Raw genomic sequence first — 19,673 nt, 5'->3', positions numbered from 1 at the left:
CACCCGGCCCCAGCTCCCCCCCAGCATTCGCCGGGAGGCGGAGATTACTATTAAATACGCCGGCTACATCGACCGGCAGCTGCGCCAGGTGGAGGAGATGCGGCGGCTGGAGGAGCGGCCCATCCCCGCCGGACTGGATTACTTGTCCATCCACGGCCTACGCATGGAGGCCCGGCAGAAGCTCCAGGAGATCCGGCCCCAAAACCTGGGCCAGGCCAGCCGGGTGTCGGGGGTGTCCCCGGCGGATGTGGCGGTGCTGATGGTCTATTTGAAGCAGGGGGAGGGAGAAGCTCCCGCCCCACAGCAAAGGAGGACGACATGAAGCTCACACCCATCAAAGGAAACACCTGGGTGGCGGAGGGGATGGAGTGGATCCCCTTCTATAAGCTGGACGACCGCCGGTGCATTCTGCTGGACACCGGCCTGCACCAGGAGCAGGAGGAGCTGGAGGAGGCTCTGTTGTCGGCAGGTCTGACCCCGGCGGGCATCCTCAACTCCCACGCCCACGTGGACCACTGCGGCAATAACCGCTATTTTCAGGAGAAATACGGCGCCCAGGTGGCCATGACCCCGGCGGAGGCGGGAATGTGCTGTAGCCTGCTGAACCTCAAGTGCTATTTTCTCCTCCTCTCCCCGGGGACGGTGGAGCGGGAGTCGAGCCACATGATCCACACCCCCGACGTCCTCGTCCCCGCCCAGGACGGCCCCTTTTCCTTCCTGGGGGCGGAGTTTCAAATCCTCCACACCCCCGGCCACTCCTCCCAGCATGTGTGCGTCATCACCCCGGACAACGTCTGCTACACCGCCGACGCCCTCCTCAGCCACGAGCTGCTCACCGCCAAGCTGCCCTACAACCTGTGCCACACCATGGCCCAGGCCAGCCGGGACAAGCTGCGGGGCCTGGGCTGCGACCTCTACCTCATGGCCCACCGGGGGATGTGTACGTCCGAGGAGATCGACGGTCTCATAGACGAAAACCACGCCCTGGTAAACCGCCGCTGCCGGGAGATCCTGGAGCTCATCACCCGCCCCATGACCGCCAGCCAGATCGCCGCGGAGATCTGCGGGCTGTATGAGCTGTTCACCCGCAAGCCCCCCCGGTCCCTGCGCTTTGAGCGGAACATCCGCTTCTTTCTGGAGTACATGGTGGACTCCGGCCAGCTGGAGCTGGTGTGCCAGAAGGGGGTCACCTACTACCGCCCCGCCCAGGGCTGAGGGAGGCTTGCGCGCCGGTTCCCCCTGTGGTAAACTAAAGCTTATTCCACCCCATGTTTGATTTGAAAAGGAGTTTTGTGCTATGAAGCAGATTATTTCCACCCAGAACGCCCCCGCCGCCATCGGCCCCTATTCCCAGGCCATCCGGGCGGGCGACCTGCTGTTCGTCTCCGGCCAGATCCCCGTGGACCCCGCCACCGGCGAGGTGGTGGAGCCCACCATCCAGGCCCAGGCCAAGCGCTCCCTGGAAAATGTGAAGGCCGTGCTGGAGGCCGCCGGCGCCTCCCTGGACAACGTGGTCAAGACCACCGTTTTCCTCAAGAGCATGGACGACTTTGTGGAGATGAACCGGGTGTACCAGTCCTTCTTCCAGGCCGACTGCCCCGCCCGCTCCGCCGTCCAGGTGGCCAAGCTGCCCAAGGACGTGCTGGTGGAGATCGAGGCCATCGCCGCTCTGTAACCCCCCGGCTATCTTGTGTCTCCCTCCCGTTCCGGCCACAATTTGCCGGGATCGGGGAGAAAAATCCCTCCTTTTTGGGAAATTGACCGGGAAAAGGCTTGCATTTGGCGGGAAAGTATGCTAATCTATACTCTGCGTCCGGGCGCCCCGGGCGGATTTCTGATTTTTCGCCCACAGGGCTTTGAAAGGAACGATGATTGTTATGAATCTGGCTGTTACCATTCTCCAGGTGCTGTGCTCCCTGGCCCTGGTGGCCATCGTGATGCTCCAGTCCGGCAAGAGCGCGGGCCTGTCCGGCGCCATCTCCGGCGCAGCTGACACCTTCCTGTCCAAGAACAAGGCCAAGAGCGTGGACGCCAAGCTGGCCAAGATGACCAAGTGGGTGGCCATCCTCTGGGTGGTCCTGACCCTGGCTTTGTGCGTACTGTAAGGGATTGAAACCAAAACCCGCCCCGGTCCCATGGGACCGGGCGGGTTTTTCTTTCCCCAAAGGCCCGTTCTTTCCCGGGCCACAGACCAGACCGGCGGCCCCAGGTCAGGGCCGCCGGTTCTCTTTTTCTTACTGCCGCGCCCACTCCAGCAGGCGCTGCATGGTAACGATGCTCTGCTCCCGGGTGTAGGAGGCGGCGGGGGAGAAGAGGTTGCCTCCCGTCCCCGACATGATGCCCGCCCCCTGGACCTGACCCACCGCCGCCACCGCCCAGGAGGACATCCTGGACCGGTCGCCGAAGGTGGAGCTGTAAGCGGGCAGGGGCTTGCCCATGGCCTGGGCCAGCTTGGAGAGCATGGCCGCGGCCTGTTCCCGCTTCAGCTTCTGCTGGGGGGCAAATTTTCCGTCCCCCACCCCGCTGACCACCCCCAGGAAGGCCAGCTTTTCCACATTCCCGTTCTGGGTGTCCTGGAAGCTCTGCCGTCCGGCGATGGGGGCGCCGGTGACCGTCTCATATAAGGCCACCCCCAGGGCGCAGAACTCCTCCCGGGTGATGGCCCGGGCGTAATCCCCCTGGAGGGCAGAGGGAACAATGCCCGCCGTGATGGCCTGCTCCACCCGGCTCTGGGCCCAGGAGGAGGGGATGTCCTTGGGGTCGGAGGGGGTCACCTGGCCCGGCGTAGTGGAGGCCCCGGTCATGATCCGGGTGGGGGTCATGTTGTAGTAGGTGGAGCCGGCCGGGGCGCTCCTGCCGTTCCCCAGCTCTCCCCTGTGTCCCGCCCCCCAGGTCAGCAGGGAGCCGTCGGTCTGGATGGCCGCCGCCCGGGTGGACCCCGCGCTGGCCAGGGCCACCTGGTCCAGCAATTTCAGGGGGATGCAGTCGCTCTCGGTGATCACATTGTCGCTCTGGGCAGTGCCCCACATCATGTCCCCCCAGGTCCACAGGGTGCCGTCCGCCTTCACCGCCAGGCTGTACCGCTCCTCGGCGCTGGCCCAGGTGACGTTATCCATGATCTTCACCGGGGAGAGGTAGGGGGTATCGGTGGCCGAGCCCTTGCCCATCTGGCCCAGGAAATTGCTCCCCCAGCCCCACAGGGTGCCGTCGGTCTTCACCACCAGGGTGTGGGAGCTGCCCAGGCTGGCCATCTTCACCTCGCTGAGCACCTGCACCGGCTGCACCCGCCCCTGGCTGGTGCCGTCTCCCAGCAGGCCGCCTCCCCAGGCCCACAGGGTGCCGTCGGTCTTGATGGCCAGGGTGCGGTTGGCCCCCGCGTAGGCCAGGGACACCCCGCTGAGCACCTGCACCGGCCGGGTCTCGTCAATGCCCGCATCCAGGGCGGCGGCGCCGCCGCCGCTTCTCCCGGTGCCCAGCTGGCCCCAGGTGTTGTCCCCCCAGGCCCACAGGGTGCCGTCGGCGCGCACCGCCACGGCATGGCTGGTCCCCGCGCTCATGGACACCACCTGGTCCAGCACCTGCACGGGGCTGGCGCGGTCCACGCCGGAGTCAAAGCTGTCTTCCTGTCCGCCGGCGGCGCCGGTGCCCAGCTGGCCGCAGCTGTTGTCCCCCCAGGCCCACAGGGTGCCGTCGGTCTTCAGGGCCAGGGAGAAGGCCCCCCCGGCACTGACATACTTCACCTGGTCCAGCACCTTCACCGGACGGGACTGGCTCCCGCCGGCCTGTCCGGTGCCCAGCTGACCCTGGGTGTTGCTCCCCCAGGCCCACAAAGAGCCATCCCCCTTCAGGGCCAGGCCGTGGTTGGAGCCCCAGCTCACGGTGGCTCCGCTGTCCCCCAGGGCGGCGGAGGGCAGCACCGTCAGCCCCAGGGTCAGGCACAGGGCCAGAGCCAGGGCGGGCCAACGCTTCCAAGGGATATGCTTCATATGCTACCTCCTTACTGGACAAAAAGCGGGGGGCGGCTTCACACCGTCCCCCGCCTGGTTTCAGGTCATATCATGGCTGTTGAGCAGGGTCCGCTTGATGTTCCACAGCTTCTGAGACAGGTCCACATAGTAGTTGTGGGGGTTCTCAAACCGTTTCACCTCGTCCCACAGGGCATCCACCTGCCGCTGGCAGTAGGCCCGGCTGGCCTGGAGATCGGGCACCTGGTACACCAGTTGGCCGCCCTGGAAGATGGGCACCAGCAGCTCCCTGGCCTCAATGTCGGTAAACACCTTCCGCTTCCAGGTGGCGTCGGGGTCGAAGAGCTCCAGAGGCTGGGTAAAGTCGATCTTCTCGTCATGGAGGCAGATGAGATCGGCCTCCGCCTTGCCCGTGTCCTTGGAGAAGATGCGGTATACCTTTTTGAAGTGGGGGGTGGTGATCTTGGCGGCGTTTTCGCTGATCTTGATTTTCGGGATGATGTTGCCCTGGTCGTCCTCGATGGCGGCCAGCTTATACACCCCGCCGAACACCGGCTCGGACCGGGAGGTAATCAGCCGCTCGCCCACGCCGAAGGAGTCGATGCGGGCCCCCTGGCGCACCAGGTCCCGGATGATGTACTCGTCCAGGGCGTTGGAGGCCACGATCTTGCACTCGGGGAAGCCGGCCTCGTCCAGCATCTGCCGGGCCTTCTGGGACAGGTAGGTCAGATCGCCGGAGTCCAGACGGATGGCGCACTTGGTGATGCCCTTGGGGAGCAGGACCTCCCGGAATGCCCGGATGGCGTTGGGGACGCCGGACTTCAGGACGTTATAGGTGTCCACCAGGAGGGTGGCGTTGTCGGGGTAGAGCTCGCAGTAGGTTTTAAAGGCGGTGTACTCGTCGGGGAACATCTGTACCCAGGAGTGGGCCATGGTGCCGGTGGCGGGGGAGCCGTAGCGCTGATCGGCCATGGTGCAGGCGGTGGCGGAGCAGCCGGCGATGTAGCTGGCCCGGGCGCCCAGGAGGGCGCCGTCGGAGCCCTGAGCCCGGCGGGAGCCGAACTCGGCCACCGGGCGGCCCTCGGCGGCCCGGACGATGCGGTTGGACTTGGTGGCAATGAGGCTCTGGTGGTTGAGGGTCAGCAGGAGAAAGGTCTCCACGAACTGGGCCTGGATGGCCGGGGCCCGGACGGTGAGCAGGGGCTCGCCGGGGAAGACCGGGGTGCCCTCGGGCATGGCCCAGATGTCTCCGGTGAACCGGAAGTCAGCCAAAAAGGCCAGAAACTCCTCGCTGAAGCAGCCCTTGGAGCGGAGGTAGGCCACATCCTCCTCGTCAAAGTGGAGCTCCTGGATGTACTCGACGACCTGGGCCAGGCCGGCGGCCAGAGAAAAGCCACCCTTATCGGGTACCGTGCGGTAGAATACGTCAAAGTAACAGATCCGGTCCTTCAGGCCGGTCTGAAAATAGCCGTTGGCCATGGTCAGCTCATAGTAGTCGCAGAGCATGGTCAGGTTCGTTTTCGCTTTCATCCCTGAGAAAGCCTCCTTCAAGGGGGTGACAAGACACCCCCGGTTTGTCCATATTATACCCGCTGTCCCGAAAAAAGGCAAGAAAAACCCCGCCTCCTTTTCCATCCCCATGGATAGGGAAAAGGCCGCCCTTCCGGGCGGCCTCCCTCTTTCAAGGGGTCAACGATGGGCCCTTATTTGATCTGGTAGTCCCGCCCGAATTGCAGTTTGCCGAAATCAATGCGGCTGCCCCGGACAGGGGGTTCCTCCTCGTCCTCTTCCTCCGGCTCCTCCTCGTCCACCTCAGGCTCCTCCCGGTCGGACACGGGGTCAAACTCCGCGGTATCATCCAGGTCCTCGGGGGCCTCTTCCTCCTGCCGGGCCTTCAGATTTTCCGCGGTGGCGTCCATCATGGCCTGGGCCAACAGGCGCTGGACGTTGTCGTCAATTTCAGAGGCGGCCTCCTCCACCGGATCGGGCTGGGCGGCGGCCTGAGGGGGACACAGCTCTCCCAGCTTGGAGAGATACTCCTCCTGGCTGGCATGGAGGGCCCGCACCTTCTCCACAAAGGCGGCGGTGGCCTTCTGGGCCTGGGCCAGGCGGTACTCCTCCGCCTCCAGGGTCTGCTCCAGCTCCTTCTTCCGGCGCAGGGCCTCCCCCTCCGCCTGCTGTAGCAGCTCGGCCTTCTTCCGCTCGGCCTCCTTTACCAGGTCGTCCGCCATGCGCTGGGCGGTCATCAGAGCCTTGCGCATGGCCTCCTCAGTGGAGCGATATTCCTCCACCTTGTCCACCAGCACCTTCATCTTGCTCTTGAGCACCGCGTTCTCACTGTACAAAGCGGAATAGTCCCCGGTGAGCACGTCCAAAAACTCGTCCACCTGGGACATATTATAGCCGCCGAAGGACGCCTTCTGGAAGGCGCGCTCGGAGACCTCCTGTGGCGTAAGCATAAGATTCCCCCCGATTCATCCCCAGTCCCTCCGGGGGAGGGCTGAGGGTGTATGATTCTTTGTCTTAGAAATACAGGCCGTTGTTCTCCAGCTCGTCGATAAGATCCCCCAAAATATCCACATTGTAGGGGGTGATGATGTAGGTGGAGATGGCTACCTTCTTGATTTTGCCCTCGTTGGCGTAGGCCACGCCGGACAAGAAGTCCAGCAACCGCCGGGCAATCTCCTTGTTGGTGGACTCCAGGTTGAGCACCACGGTGCGCTTCTCCCGCAGATGGTCGGCGATGGCGGAGGCGTCCTCAAACTTCTCCGGCTTCACCAGCACCACCTGTAGCTGGGTGGCCGCCCGGATGTTCACCACCTTGTTGCTGCGGCGGTCGTCGCTGACCGCGGGGGGAACATCATACATGGGCTCCGGCCGGGCGCCGCGCTCCCGGCGCTCAGTACGGGCAGGGGGCTGGGCGTCAAACTCGTCCTCAAACTCGTCTTCTTCCTCATCCTCATAGGGATGGGCCAGGCGCTTAAATTCATCAAAAATTCCCATGGCAAATACCTCTTTTCCTTCCGGGTATTTTCATTTGTTATGTCAGCCTGTCCATGTCCGCTCCCTCACAGGGAGGGATGCATGGGTGGCCGGGGGCCGAACAGGGCAGTGCCTACCCGCACCAATGTGGCGCCCTGGGCAATGGCATCCTCATAGTCGCCGCTCATCCCCATAGACAGACAGTCGATATCATTCTGATTATCCGACATTTTCCCTCTTATGTCAACAAAAAGCTGACGCATAGCGGAAAAATATGGAAGATTTGCCCCCGGTTCCTGGGAAATGGGGGGGATGGCCATCAAACCCCGCAGCCGCACGCCCTCCAGCTCTCCCGTCAGCCGAGCCAGGGCCTCCACCTCCTCGGGCAGACAGCCCCCTTTGCTCTCCTCCCGGCCAATATTTACCTCCAGCAAAATGTCCTGGACGATCCCCAGCTTGACGGCCTGGCGGTCAATGGCCCGGAGCAGATGCTGGGAATCCACCGACTGGATGAGATCTACCTTGCCCACCACCTTATTGACCTTGTTGGTCTGTAGGTGACCGATGAAGTGGACCTGGGCCCCCCGGTAGGCGTTGGCCTCCAGATGGGCGGTGAGCTCCTGGACCCGGTTTTCTCCGCACACCGTCACTCCGGCGGCAATCACCGCCCGGATGGTCTCATCGGTCTGGACCTTGGTGGCCGCGCACAGGGTGATCTCCTCGCTGCTCCGGCCCGCCGCCCGGGCCGCCGCGGCGATCTTTTCCCGCACCGCCTGTACATGCTGCAATACATCCATGGTACTACCCTCTCTCTTTCTTGGGATCAATTAGAACTCTAACAGCTGCCCATCATACAGTCCCACGCCCTCCACGATCACTTCGTCTCCGGCGCGCAGGGCGCTGCTGCTGTGATCGGCGGCCTCCACTACATAGTAGTCCGCCCCCTCGGTGACCACCTTCACTTCCTTAAACTCCGTCCGGCCGCCCACCAGCACATAGACCCCCAGCCGGGTGCTCTCCTGCTCCTGACTGGTGTCGGGATCGGTGTAGGTGACCTTTTCCAGGCGCAGGGCCTCCTTGGGGATGCGCAGGCCCGACCAGCTCTCAAAGACCAGCTCCGCCGTCTGCCGGCGCAGCAGGGTGGTCTGGGACAGGTACTCATCGGAGGAGAACACCACCAGACACTCGCCCTCCTCCGGCGCTCCGACCTGCTCCACCTGCATGTCCACATCCTGGTTGAAGTCGCCGGTAAAGCGCATGGTAACGGTGCTGCCCTCGATGAGGGTGTCGGCTACCTCCTGGGGGAGGGCGGCGGCAAAGTACCAGTAGTAGCCCAAAATCAGCTTTCCCAGCCCCCCGCCGGACACGCTCCGGCCCATGAGCTCCTCCAGGGAGGAGGGGGTGAGCTGAAACACCGTCTGGGGGGTGAGCAGCTCCTCGTAGCCGTCCACCAGATTGGAGAAGGTGCCTGCCTGGGGGGCGGTCACCCGGGTGGTGGCGGTGGAGGTCTGGGTGCGCAGGGCGCTGTACTGGCTTTTCAGCTCGCTCAGCCGCTGGGTGAGGCTCTCCGCCGTCAGGCCGTCCCCGTAGGTATAGCCCCGCTTGAGCACCCCGCTCTTCACCGCCAGCACCTGGTCCTCCAGCTGGTTAAAATCCCCCAGGGCCACGGAGGAGCGCAGCTCCACCACCGACTGGAGGATCTCCTCGTCCAGCTTGGCCGCCGACTCCACGCTGCCCGAGCCCACGGCCGCCTGTTCCAGCAGCTGGATCTCCAGGGCCAGCTGGTCCAGCTGGGCCTGGTCGGCCTGGGCCTGGGTGTCCCGGTAGACCAGGGCCACCTGCTTGCCCGCGGCCACCTTTTCTCCCTCGCCCCGGGTCACGTCCACAATGCCGCTCTGGGCGGGGAGGACCACCTCGTCCCGGACCAGCATGCCGTCGGCCTCCACGCTGTTGGACACGGTGTAGGAGTAGGCCAGGGTGGTGGTGAAGGGGTCGTTGAAGGTGTCAAAGACGTAATAGCCGAAATATACCACCATAGCCGCCGCAATGGCGACCATGACAACGGTAATCACTGGTGTTCCTTGCTTCATGGAGCTCTCTCTTTCTGTTTTTGCGTCAAGCCCCGGCGGAGACCACCGGGGCTGTGGAGGTTTGTCTTATTTTAGTCCTCGCCCCCCGGCTGCGTCAAGGGCACCGGCCGCTCGGGGGTGATGGTGGAAATGGCGTGCTTGTAGACGAACATCTGCTTGCCGTCACTGGTGAGCACCACGGAAAAGGCGTCAAAGCCGGTGACATAGCCCCGCATTTGAAAGCCGTTCATCAAAAATACGGTGACGGCCCGGCGCTCCCGCCGCAGCTGGGTGAGAAAGATTTCCTGAAGATTGTTGGTTTTCTGCATATGTAGCACTCCTTTTTTCTGTAACCCCCGGACGGGGCCTGAGTGCCTTTATACTATACCAAATTCTTCCATATATTCCGTCGAAACCCGGCAGGCTTTTTCAAAATCGGGCCGCTCCTCCCAGAACAGCCATTTGGCCCCCTCCTTGCGCCGGAACCAGGTGATCTGACGCTTGGCGTACTGCCGGGAGCGGAGTTTAATTTCCTCCGCGGCGGTGGTGGTGTCTCCGTCCCCCTCCAGGGCGGACACCATCTCCTTGTAGCCGATGGCCTGCATGGCGGTGCAGCCCTTGGGCACACCGGATGCCAAAAGCCTCTCCACCTCCGCCACCAGGCCCTGGGCCATCATCTCATCCACCCGCCGGTCAATCCTCTGCCACATGTCCTCCCGGCGGGTGAAGGCCAGGGTGAGGGTGAGGGCGTCGTACCGGGGCGGGATGGCCTTGGTCTGGGCGTTGTGCCAGGAGATAGTCTTGCCGGTGGTGCGGTAGACCTCCAGGGCCCGGATGATGCGCTTGCCGTCGTTGGGGTGGAGCCGCCCGGCGCTCTCCGGGTCCACCGACCCCAGCTCCGCCAGCAGGGTTTCCCCGCCCTCCCTGCGGTAGCGCTCCTCCAGCTCCCCCCGCAGGGAGCTGTCCGGGGAGAAAGCGGCAAAGGTGCGGCCGGAGAGCAGCGAGTCGATGTACAGCCCCGTCCCGCCCGCCACAATGGGCAGCTTGCCCCGGGCCAAAATGTTTTCCACACAGGCGGCCGCCTGGTCCACATACCGGGCTACGGAATAGTCCTCCCAGGGGTCGGCCACGTCCAGCATGTGATGGGGCACCCCCCGCATCTCCTCCGGAGTGGGCTTGGCGGTGCCGATGTCCATGGTGCGGTAGATCTGCATGGAGTCGGCGGACACCACCTCCCCGTTGTGGCGCAGGGCCAGCTCCACCGCCAGGGCGGTCTTGCCCGAGGCCGTGGGGCCGTCAATGACTAAAATTTTGGGGGGCATGGTGCCACCTCCTTCTCGTTTTCCTCTATATTACTTTCCCCGTCCGGGCGAGGGGCCGCTCTTGCCTCCCCAGCTCCTTTGCCCTACGGGGCCGAAGGGAAGCGGAGCTTCCCACAAAGTTCTTTGCCAAGCTTTCTTTCAAGAAAGCGGGGTTACGCTCTCTTGAACTGCTTTTCCAATTCTTTCTTGGTGAGCTGAATGGCCACCGGACGGCCGTGGGGGCAATATTTTTCCCCAACAGGCGCTCCGCGCCTACCGGGGGCCCCTGTTCTTTTGTCCTCGGGGGGAAGTAAATTCCCCCCTGCGGCGGCTGCGCCTTGTAAAATATTGTCCCCCTTAAGCTCTCTTAAACTGCTTCTCCAGTTCCTTCTTGGTCAGCTCAATGGCCACCGGACGGCCATGGGGACAATATTTTACCGCGCCGTCCATCACGGCCCGGGCCACCCGCTCCAGCTCCTGGGGACTGGTCTTCCAGCCCCCCTTGATGGCCGCCTTGCAGGCCATGGTGTGGAGCAGCTCGTCCCGGGCGGCGGCGGGGTCGGCGGTGCCGGTGGTGAGCAGCTTGTGGGCCAGCTCCGCCAGGGTGGAGGGAATGTCCTCCACCGCCACGTCGAAGGGGGCCTGACGGACCGCCAGACTGTCCCCCAGCTCGTCCACCTCAAAGCCGAACTCCTCCAGCAGCTCCCGCCGCTCCAGAAGAGCCTGCTGCTCCTCCGGCTCCAGTCGAAAAACCACCGGGGCCAGAAGGGACTGGGCCATGGGGTCGTAGCCCTGGGCCTTCATCCGGTCAAAATTCATCCGCTCGTGGGCGGCGTGCTTGTCGATGAAGAACACCTGGTCCCCCTGCTCCACGATGATGTAGGTGTTCAGCACCTCCCCGGCCATGCGCCAGGGGCGCTCTTCCTCCCGCAGGGGTTCCTCCTCCTTGGAGGGCTCCTCCCCAATGGGAGAGGCCGGGGCCGGGGCAACAACCGCCTCCTTTATCACCGAAGGCTGGGCCGGGGCGGGGGAGGGGACCACTTTCTCCTGAGGAGCGGCCTTCTCCGGCTCCTTCTCCTCCGGGATGGGAGCCACCGGGGCGGCGGGGGACATCTGGGAAATCACCCGCACCGGCTCCTTGGGGGCAACGGGCTCCTCAGGCTCGTCCCAGAACACATCCACCCCCCGGCTGCGGGGGCGGGACTTTCCAAACAGGGGAGAGGCCCCCTTGCCCGGCTGGCTCCGGACGGGGGCGGAGGGAGCGACGGCAGGGGTGGAAACCTGGACCGCTCCACCCGCTTCCAGCCCAACACCGGGCCGTGCGGCTGCAGTGGGCACCGCAGGGGGTGCGGAGGGCGCCGCCGCAGGGCGAGCCGAGGCCCTCTCCTCCATCTGGGAAGGGGCCTTCCCGGGCTGAACGGTGATGGTGGTCTGGTTGGGGGTGACGGTATCCGTGCTCTTCCAGCCGGGGAGGGTGGTCTCCCGGCCCTTCCCGCTCCCCTCCAGGGTGAGGGCGGGGTGGCTGCGGTCCCCCTCCAGGGCAGAGAGGACGGCGTGGTAGACGGCGGAGAACACCTGCCGCTCCTGGCCGAACTTTACCTCCGTCTTGGCCGGGTGGACGTTCACATCCACGGCGTTTAACTTGGTGGTCAGGTGGAGGACGCAGGCGGGGTACTTGCCCACCATGCGCTGGTTGCGGTAGGCCTCCTCCAGGGCGGCCATCATGAGGGGACTTTTCACCTGGCGGCCGTTGACGAAGAAGTACTGGTTCCCCCGGCTGTTGCGGCAGCAGGCGGGGAGGGAGACAAAGCCGGTGACGGTCATGTCCTCTCCGCTGCCCTTCACCTCCCGCAATCCCAGGGCCAGCTCCCGGCCCAAAACGGCGTAGACGGCGCTTTTCAGCTTGCCGTCCCCGGGGGTGAGCAGCTCCTGCTTGCCCTCCCGGATGAACTTCACGCTCACCTCGGGGTGGGACAGGGCCAGGCGCTGGACGGCGGAAAAGACCGCCGCCCCCTCGGCGGAGTCCTTCTTCATAAATTTCAGCCGGGCGGGGGTGTTATAAAAGAGGTCCCGCACCACCATGGTGGTACCCAGGGGACAGCCCGCCTCCTCCACCTCACCGGGCACGCCCCCCTCCAGGGTGAGGGCGGACCCCAGGGGGGCATCGGGGGTGCGGGTCATCACCTCCACCCGGGACACCGCCGAGATGGCCGCCAGGGCCTCTCCCCGGAAGCCCAGGGTGCCGATGGCCTCCAGGTCGTACTCGGTGTGGAGCTTGCTGGTGGCGTGGCGGAGGAAGGCGGTCTTCAGCTCCCCGGCGGGGATGCCCTTGCCGTCGTCGGTGACCCGGAGGAAGGCCATGCCCCCGTGGCTGATCTCCACCGTCACCTTGGAGGCCCCGGCGTCCACCGCGTTCTCCATCAGCTCCTTGGCCACGCTGGCCGGCCGCTCCACCACCTCGCCGGCGGCAATCAGGTCGGCCACATGGGGATCTAACACTTGTATGTTGGGCATAGCTACCTCCCGATGTTCTCTCTGCGTGGGCCTTCCGCCCCCGGACTGGTTCTTAAACGGATGGATTCTCCCGCCCTTACCCGTTCAAATCCTGCTTCAGCTCGGCCAGCAGGTTCAAAGCCTCGATGGGGGAGAGGATGTTTACGTCGGTCATGCGCAGCTTCTTCAGCACCGTCTGTCCCCCCAGGTCGGTGAGGGAGAGCTGGGGCTCCTGGGCAGGCACCGGGGCGGCGGGCTGGACCCCGCTGCCGCTCTCCAGCTCCTGCAAAATTTCCCGGGCCCGCTTAATGACCCGGTCGGGCACCCCGGCCAGCTTGGCCACCTCGATGCCGTAGCTCTGGTCGGCCCCGCCCCGGACGATCTTTCGCAGAAAGATGACCTCGCCCCCCCGCTTCTTGGCGGCGATGTTGTAGTTTTTCACCCCGGGGATCTGGCCCTCCAGGGCGGTGAGCTCGTGGTAGTGGGTGGCAAAGAGGGTCTTGCACCCCAGCCGCTTTTGGTCGGCGCAGTACTCCAGCACCGACCGGGCGATGGCCATGCCGTCGTAGGTGGAGGTGCCCCGGCCGATCTCGTCCAGGATGAGCAGGGACTTCTTGGTGGCGTTTTTCAGCAGGGCGGCCACCTCATTCATCTCCACCATGAAGGTGGACTGGCCGGAGGACAAATCGTCGCTGGCCCCGATGCGGGTAAACACCCGGTCCACCACCCCGATGTGGGCGGACTTGGCGGGGACGAAGGAGCCCATTTGGGCCATGAGGACGATGAGGGCCACCTGGCGCATGTAGGTGGACTTGCCCGCCATGTTGGGGCCGGTGATGATGGCGCACAGGTCCCCGGAGCAGTCCATGTGGGTGTCGTTGGGGACGAAGGGTGCCCCCTTGAGCACCTTCTCCACCACCGGGTGGCGGCCCTCCACGATGGTCAGGCTGCTGGAGTCGTCCACCTGGGGCATGCAGTAGCCGTTGGCGGCGGCCACGGTGGCAAAGGAGTTGAGCACATCCACCTGGGCCACGGCGGCGGCGGAGTGTTGGACCTGGTCCACCCGCTCACACACCTGCTCCCGCAGCTGGCAGAACAGCTGGTACTCCCGGGCGGTCACCCGGTCCTGGGCGGAGAGGATGGCATGCTCCAGCTCCTTCAATTCCTGGGAAATATACCGCTCGGCATTCACCGTGGTCTGCTTCCGGGTCCAGTCGGCGGGGACCAGGTCAATTTGGGACTTGGCCACCTCGATGTAGTAGCCAAAGACCTTGTTGCTCTTCACCTTCAGGTTCTTAATACCCGTCTGCTCCTTGGTGCGCACCTCCAGGTCGGCCAGCAGCTCGGCGGAGTGGTTTAAAATGTTCCGCTGCTTGTCCACTTCAGCGTCGTAGCCCTCCCGGATGAAGCCGCCCTCCCGCACGGAGAAGGGGGGCTCGTCCACCAGGGCCCGGCTCAGCTCCTCCCGCAGGTCGGGCAGGTCGTCCAGCTCCTCCTTCAGGCTCTGGAGAAGGGCGGAGGAGCAGTGGTCCAGCAGGGACCGGATCTGGGGCAGCTTGCCCAGCCCCGTCCCCAGAGCCACCAGGTCCCGGCCCCCAGCGGAGCCGTAGACCACCCGGCCGATGAGCCGCTCCAGGTCGGTGACCTCCCGCAGCACGGCAGAGAGCTCCTCCCGGGTGATGATATCCTCCACCAGGTCTCCCACCGCCTGCTGCCGCCGGGCGATCTGGACAGGGGAGAGGAGGGGCCGCTCCATCCAGCCCCGGATGAGCCGCCCGCCCATGGCGGTCTTGGTCTTGTCCAGCACCCAGAGAAGGCTCCCCCGCTTGTCCTTGGAGCGGAGGGTGGCGGTGAGCTCCAGGGTCTGCCGGGCGGTGAGGTCCAGCTCCATGTACTGCCCCGAGGTGTAGTAGGAGAAGGCGGCGATGTGGCCCAAGTCCGTCTTCTGGGTCTCGTAGAGGTAGGACAGCAGGCCGCCTGCCGCCCGCACTGCCCCCTCATCTCCGGGGGGCAGGGTGTCCAGACCCGTCTTGAACTGCTTCTTTACCAGGGGCTGGGCGGCGTCCAGTCGGAAGCGGGCCTCCCCGGCGTTCTCACAGGGGCACTCCAGCCGCTCCTTCAAAAATTCCACCAGGCCGGGGGTCTTCCAGGCCCCGTCGGAGAGCACCGCCTCCGCCGGGTGGAACCGGCCCAGCTCGTTTTCCAGGTGCTCCAGAGCCTCCTCCCCGGCGGGGAAGGAGGTGGCGTGCATCTCCCCGGTGGAGATGTCGCACAGGCACAGGCCGAACTGCTCCTCGTCGGCTAAGATGGCGCAGATGTAGTTATTTTTCCCCTCCTCCAGCATGGAGGAGGCGATGACGGTGCCCGGGGTGATGACCCGAATAATGTCCCGGTCCACCAGTCCCTTGGCCAGGGCGGGGTCCTCGGTCTGCTCGCAGATGGCCACCTTGTACCCCTTGGCGATGAGCCGGGCGATGTAGCTGTCGCAGGAGTGGTAGGGCACCCCACACATGGGCACTCGCTCCTCCGGGGGCTTGTTCCGGTCCCGGGTGGTGAGGGTCAGGTCCAGCTCCTTGGACACCAGCTTGGCGTCCTCCATAAACATCTCATAAAAATCCCCCAGCCGGAAAAAGAGGATGGAGTCGGGGTTCTGCTCCTTCATAGCCAGGTACTGCTGCATCATGGGGGTCATCTCTGCCATGGGTTCACCGTCTTTCTTTCTCAAAACTCACTGGAGAATTGTTTAGGGGAGGGGGTCAGTCCTCCGCCAGCTCCCCGTAGAGGGACCACTTGTTGGAGTCGGTGATCTTCACCAGCCGGAATTGGCCCACCGCCTGGCTGGGGCCCACCACCCGGACCAGCCGGTTGCCGGGGGTGCGGGCGGTGAGGTCGTAGCGGGCGTCGTCGGACACCCCGTCGATGAGGCAGCGCACCGTCTTGCCCACATAGGCGGCGTGCTTCTCCTCGGAGATGGAGTCCTGGAGCTCCACCAGGCGGTTGAAGTTCTTCAGCTTCTCCTCCCGGGGCATGGAGTCCTCCATCTGGGCGGCGGGGGTGCCCACCCGGGGGGAGAAAATGAAGGTGAACAGGGCGTCAAAGCGTACCTCCTCCAGCACCTTCAGGGTGTCCTCAAACTCCTCCGTTGTCTCCCCTGGGAAACCCACGATGATGTCCGAGGTGAGGACGATGTCAGGGATGAGGGCCTTCAGGTCCCGGATCTTAGCCAAATACTCCTGGCGGGTGTGGCGGCGGTTCATGGCTTTCAAAATCCGGTCGTTGCCCGCCTGGAAGGGCAGGTGGAGGACGGGGGCCACCTTCTCGCACTGGGCCATGGTCTCAAAGAGCTTGTGGGTGGCGTCCTTGGGGTGGGAGGTCATAAAGCGGATGAGGAAGTCCCCGGGGATGGCGTTCACCGCCCGGAGGAGGTCGGCAAAGTCCATGGGCTCGGGGAGGTCCTTGCCGTAGGAGTTCACGTTCTGGCCCAGGAGGGTGATATCCTTGTACCCCTCCTCCGCCAGCTGGCGCACCTCGGCCAAAATGTCCTCGGGCTTCCGGGAGCGCTCCCGGCCCCGGACGTAAGGGACGATGCAGTAGGAGCAGAAGTTGTTGCAGCCGTACATGATGGACACCCAGGCCTTCACCTTGTCCTGGCGCACCACGGGGATGCCCTCGGCGATGGACCCGGCCTCGTCGGCCACGGAGAAGATGCGGCCTCGCTGCTGGAGCAGGTCCCGGACCATCTCGGGGAACTTCCACAGGGCGTGGGGGCCGAAGACCAGGTCCACATGGCGGTAGGACTGGCGGATCTTCTGGGCCACGTGGGGCTCCTGCATCATGCAGCCGCACAGGCAGATGAGCTGCTCGGGGTGGCGGCGCTTGACGTGGACCAGAGCGCCCACGTTACCCAGCACCCGCTGCTCGGCGTGCTCCCGGATGGCGCAGGTGTTGATGACGATGATCCGGGCCTGTTCCTCATCGTCGGTAAAGCCAAAACCCATCTCCCGGAGGTAGCCCCGGATGCGCTCGGAGTCGGCCTCGTTCTGCTGGCAGCCGTAGGTGTCCACAAAGGCCAGAGGCTGCTGGGGCCACTGGCTGGTGAGCTGGGCCACCTCCCGGCAGCAGGCCAGCTGGCGCTCCACGTCGGCGGGGGGGATGGTGGTAGTCTGTCGATTCATAGATGAGCCTCCCTTTGGGGGTAGTCCGCCCCACAGCCGGGGGCATGGGTTCAGAGCTTATATCATATCATTTTTTCCCCGAAAACTCAAGCGGGAGCCGCCTCCTTTTCCAGCTAAACGCCACCTTTCCGTTGCCTTTTGGACAGGGAGGTGATAAAATAAGATGTTACCTGGTTACAATACCCACATGGTCCATCCCAGTTTTTGAGAGAAAGAGAAGGGAGCACCCCCTATGCGCAAGCTGGTCATTGAAACCTCCGCTGTCAAACACAACCTGTCCGTCCTCAAGACGAAGGCCGCCGGGGGCGCCATCTACGGGGTCCTCACGGGAGACGGAGGGGGCTGCGGCGTGGTGCCTCTGGCCCGGCTGCTCCGGGCGGAGGGCATCGGCCGGTTCGCCGTCAGCGAGGTGAGTGAGGCAGAGGCTCTACGCAAGGCGGGGTTTGTGGACGAGGAGATCCTCATGCTCCGCTCCACCACCGACCACGAGGAGCTGCAGCGGCTGGTGGACCTGAACGTGGTGTGCACCATCTCCTCCGTGGACACGGGCATGGCCCTCAACGCCCTGGCGGAGAACCGCTCCACCGTGGTGGAGGCCCACATCCAGGTGGACACGGGGATGGGCTTCGGGGGCTTTCTGGTGGGGGAGCCGGAGAAGATCCTGCTGGCCTACCGCTCCCTGCCCAACGTGGCCCTGTCAGGCATCTACACCCAGCTCCACGCCGGGCGACCCAACGACCCGGAGGCCAGGGAGCAGCTCAAGCAGTTCCAGCAGGTGCTGGCCAACATCCATGCCGCCGGGTTTGAGACGGGCATGGTCCACGCCGCCGGCTCCTTCGCCCTTCTCCACAGCGATCTGCCCCGCCTGGACGGGGTGCGGGTGGGCTCGGCCATTCTGGGCCGGTGCCGCCGCACCAAGGACGACAACCTGAAAACCGTGGGCTACGGCCAGGCTTCCTTAAGCGAGGTTCGCTGGCTGCCCAAGGGCCACACCCTGGGTACAGACAAGCCCCTGGTGCTGAAAAAGCCCACCCGGGTGGCCGTCCTCCCCGTGGGCTACCAGAACGGCTTCGGGGTGACCCGGCCCCGGGAGACGGGCTTTTGGGCCGCTGTGCGCCGCTGGCGCCGCCAGAGGCGGCGCACCGTGCGCATTGGGGAGCAGCGTGCCCGGGTGCTGGGGGCCATCGGGGCCACCCAGACCATCCTGGACGTGACCAACCTGCGCTGCTCCGCCGGGGATCTGGCCACCTTTGAGATGGACCCCCTCTTCGCCAAAGGGTTTACTCCGGAATTTCGATAACACAAAAAAGAAGGTTCTGTTATGAATACATCCCTGCCCTTCCAGCCGCTGCTCTTCGGCGGCGACATCAACGTATACAGTGTGGCCCGGGCCTTCCACGAGGCCTACGGGGTCAAGAGCGTGGCCTTCGGCAAGTATCCTTCCTTCCCCTGCCACGGCAGCGCCATCATCGACTACCGGGTGTGCCCGGACAACGAGAGCCGGGAGGCCTTCCTCCGCAACGCCCGGGCGGTGGCCCAGGAATTTTCGGACAAGAAGGTCATCCTCCTGGGCTGCGGGGACAGCTATGTCCAGCTGGCCGCCCACTGCAAGGACGAGCTGCCCGACAACGTCATCGCCCCCTACATTGACGGGGAGCTGCTGGACACCCTCATCAACAAGGAGAAATTCTACCAGCTGTGCGACCGGTACGGCATCGACCACCCGGCCACCTTCATCTACGACAAGTCCATGGGCCACGACTTCACCCTCCCCTGGGGCCCTCCCTACATCGCCAAGCCCGCCGACAGCGTGGCCTACTGGGGCTGCGGGGACCACTCCTTTTCCAAGGTGTACATCTGCCAGAGCTGGGAGGAGCTGCTCCAAAGCCTGGACCACGTCTACGCCGCCGGCTACCAGGACCACATGGTGCTCCAGGAGTTCATCCCCGGGGACGACAGCTACATGCGGGTTTTGACCAACTACTCCGACCGCAGCGGCCAGGTCAAGCTCATGTGTCTGGGCCACGTGCTGCTGGAGGAGCACTCCCCCCACGGCATCGGCAACCACGCCGTCATCCTCACCGAGTGCGACCGGGAGCTGGAGGAGAAGATCAAGGGTCTGCTGGAGGCCCTCCACTTCACCGGCTTCTCCAACTTCGACATCAAGTACGACAGCCGGGATGGGAAGTACAAGGCCTTTGAGATCAACTGCCGCCAGGGCCGGAGCAACTACTACGTCACCGGCGCCGGCCACAACATCGCCAAGCTGGTGGTGGCCGACTGGGTGGAGGGGAAGGACTTGCCCTTCCTCATGACGGAAAACCGCTCCCTGTGGCGGATGGTGCCCAAGAAGGTGGCCTTCAAGTTCACCCCCAAGAAGTACCACCAGGAGATGCGCGCCCTCATCCGGGCCGGGGCGGACACCCACTCCCTGGTCTATTCCGGGGATAACTCCCTGAAGCGCCGCCTGCGGGTGTGGAAAAATCACCTGGGCAACATCAAGCGCTTCGACCAGTACAACAAGGTCCCCCAGGACTGACCCTTTCCTCCCACACATTATAGGAGAACATCTATGCCTGATTACCGTCTCGGTGTCCTGGGCGGCATGGGCCCCCAGGCCCTCCCCACCCGGCAGGCCGGGCGGGGACCCCTTTTCTCTTAAATGCTCGGCGGAAGTAAATTCCGCCT

General features: G+C 64.6%; 16 protein-coding genes and 1 pseudogene. 6 read left to right on the top strand and 11 right to left on the bottom strand.

Features of this window, described 5'->3' with window-relative positions:
* The 4 genes and pseudogenes from B5E43_RS07715 to secG form a co-directional block, all read left to right on the top strand.
* Nucleotides 1-322: pseudogene (locus B5E43_RS07715) on the top strand (tRNA uridine-5-carboxymethylaminomethyl(34) synthesis enzyme MnmG); the annotation flags it as partial.
* The gene (locus B5E43_RS07710; protein WP_087395357.1) at nt 319-1,215 is read left to right on the top strand and encodes an MBL fold metallo-hydrolase; all 897 of its coding nucleotides are present in this window, start codon (nt 319-321) and stop codon (nt 1,213-1,215) included. The pseudogene B5E43_RS07715 and the gene B5E43_RS07710, both read left to right, overlap by 4 nt.
* Before the next feature lie 82 nt (nt 1,216-1,297).
* Nucleotides 1,298-1,675, top strand: a complete 378-nt coding sequence (locus tag B5E43_RS07705; protein WP_087395354.1) for a RidA family protein — start codon at nt 1,298-1,300, stop codon at nt 1,673-1,675.
* A 181-nt stretch (nt 1,676-1,856) separates the two neighbouring features.
* Entirely contained in the window at nt 1,857-2,105 is a 249-nt protein-coding gene (secG, locus tag B5E43_RS07700; protein WP_242964759.1) for a preprotein translocase subunit SecG, read from the top strand.
* 129 nt (nt 2,106-2,234) lie between these two features.
* Here the strand turns inward: secG and B5E43_RS07695 are convergent, their stop codons facing one another.
* The 11 genes from B5E43_RS07695 to miaB form a co-directional block, all read right to left on the bottom strand.
* A complete protein-coding gene (locus B5E43_RS07695; RefSeq protein WP_087395346.1) occupies nt 2,235-3,986 on the bottom strand; it encodes an S-layer homology domain-containing protein in 1,752 nt (583 codons plus the stop codon).
* 60 nt (nt 3,987-4,046) lie between these two features.
* The gene (locus tag B5E43_RS07690; RefSeq protein ID WP_087395343.1) at nt 4,047-5,495 is read right to left on the bottom strand and encodes a nicotinate phosphoribosyltransferase; all 1,449 of its coding nucleotides are present in this window, start codon (nt 5,493-5,495) and stop codon (nt 4,047-4,049) included.
* A gap of 173 nt (nt 5,496-5,668) precedes the next feature.
* Nucleotides 5,669-6,424 carry a DivIVA domain-containing protein gene (locus B5E43_RS07685; RefSeq protein ID WP_087395339.1) on the bottom strand — a complete coding sequence of 252 codons (756 nt, stop codon included), beginning with the start codon at nt 6,422-6,424 and terminating at the stop codon, nt 5,669-5,671.
* Nucleotides 6,425-6,488: 64 nt separating this feature from the next.
* On the bottom strand, nt 6,489-6,968 hold the full coding sequence (locus B5E43_RS07680) for a cell division protein SepF (RefSeq protein WP_087395337.1): 480 nt from the start codon (nt 6,966-6,968) through the stop codon (nt 6,489-6,491).
* 65 nt (nt 6,969-7,033) lie between these two features.
* Complete coding sequence (locus B5E43_RS07675; RefSeq protein ID WP_087395334.1) at nt 7,034-7,744, bottom strand: YggS family pyridoxal phosphate-dependent enzyme; 711 nt, start codon at nt 7,742-7,744, stop codon at nt 7,034-7,036.
* A 30-nt stretch (nt 7,745-7,774) separates the two neighbouring features.
* Nucleotides 7,775-9,037, bottom strand: coding sequence for an HlyD family efflux transporter periplasmic adaptor subunit (locus tag B5E43_RS07670; RefSeq protein WP_087395331.1), 1,263 nt, complete (start codon nt 9,035-9,037; stop codon nt 7,775-7,777).
* Between the two features lie 71 nt (nt 9,038-9,108).
* Nucleotides 9,109-9,345 carry an RNA chaperone Hfq gene (gene hfq / locus B5E43_RS07665; protein WP_087395328.1) on the bottom strand — a complete coding sequence of 79 codons (237 nt, stop codon included), beginning with the start codon at nt 9,343-9,345 and terminating at the stop codon, nt 9,109-9,111.
* Between the two features lie 48 nt (nt 9,346-9,393).
* On the bottom strand, nt 9,394-10,338 hold the full coding sequence (gene miaA / locus B5E43_RS07660) for a tRNA (adenosine(37)-N6)-dimethylallyltransferase MiaA (RefSeq protein WP_087395325.1): 945 nt from the start codon (nt 10,336-10,338) through the stop codon (nt 9,394-9,396).
* A 336-nt stretch (nt 10,339-10,674) separates the two neighbouring features.
* A complete protein-coding gene (mutL, locus tag B5E43_RS07655) occupies nt 10,675-12,831 on the bottom strand; it encodes a DNA mismatch repair endonuclease MutL (RefSeq protein WP_087395322.1) in 2,157 nt (718 codons plus the stop codon).
* A gap of 76 nt (nt 12,832-12,907) precedes the next feature.
* Nucleotides 12,908-15,511 carry a DNA mismatch repair protein MutS gene (gene mutS / locus B5E43_RS07650; protein ID WP_087395319.1) on the bottom strand — a complete coding sequence of 868 codons (2,604 nt, stop codon included), beginning with the start codon at nt 15,509-15,511 and terminating at the stop codon, nt 12,908-12,910.
* Nucleotides 15,512-15,566: 55 nt separating this feature from the next.
* Nucleotides 15,567-16,985 (bottom strand): tRNA (N6-isopentenyl adenosine(37)-C2)-methylthiotransferase MiaB, encoded by a 1,419-nt coding sequence (gene miaB / locus B5E43_RS07645; RefSeq protein WP_087395317.1) that lies wholly within the window; start codon nt 16,983-16,985, stop codon nt 15,567-15,569.
* 232 nt (nt 16,986-17,217) lie between these two features.
* Between miaB and B5E43_RS07640 the strand changes: the two genes are divergently transcribed.
* Together B5E43_RS07640 and B5E43_RS07635 are read left to right on the top strand one after the other, a co-directional pair.
* Complete coding sequence (locus B5E43_RS07640) at nt 17,218-18,285, top strand: alanine racemase (RefSeq protein WP_087395314.1); 1,068 nt, start codon at nt 17,218-17,220, stop codon at nt 18,283-18,285.
* 21 nt (nt 18,286-18,306) lie between these two features.
* Nucleotides 18,307-19,524, top strand: a complete 1,218-nt coding sequence (locus B5E43_RS07635; protein WP_087395311.1) for an ATP-grasp domain-containing protein — start codon at nt 18,307-18,309, stop codon at nt 19,522-19,524.
* The last annotated feature ends 149 nt before the right edge of the window (nt 19,525-19,673 follow it).

Origin of the sequence: Flavonifractor sp. An100 (assembly GCF_002161175.1) — a bacterium.
Classification (GTDB): Bacteria; Bacillota; Clostridia; order Oscillospirales; family Oscillospiraceae; genus Lawsonibacter.
The sequence above is the reverse complement of the archived record's forward strand: the minus strand, read 5'-3'. Positions and strand labels throughout refer to the sequence as shown.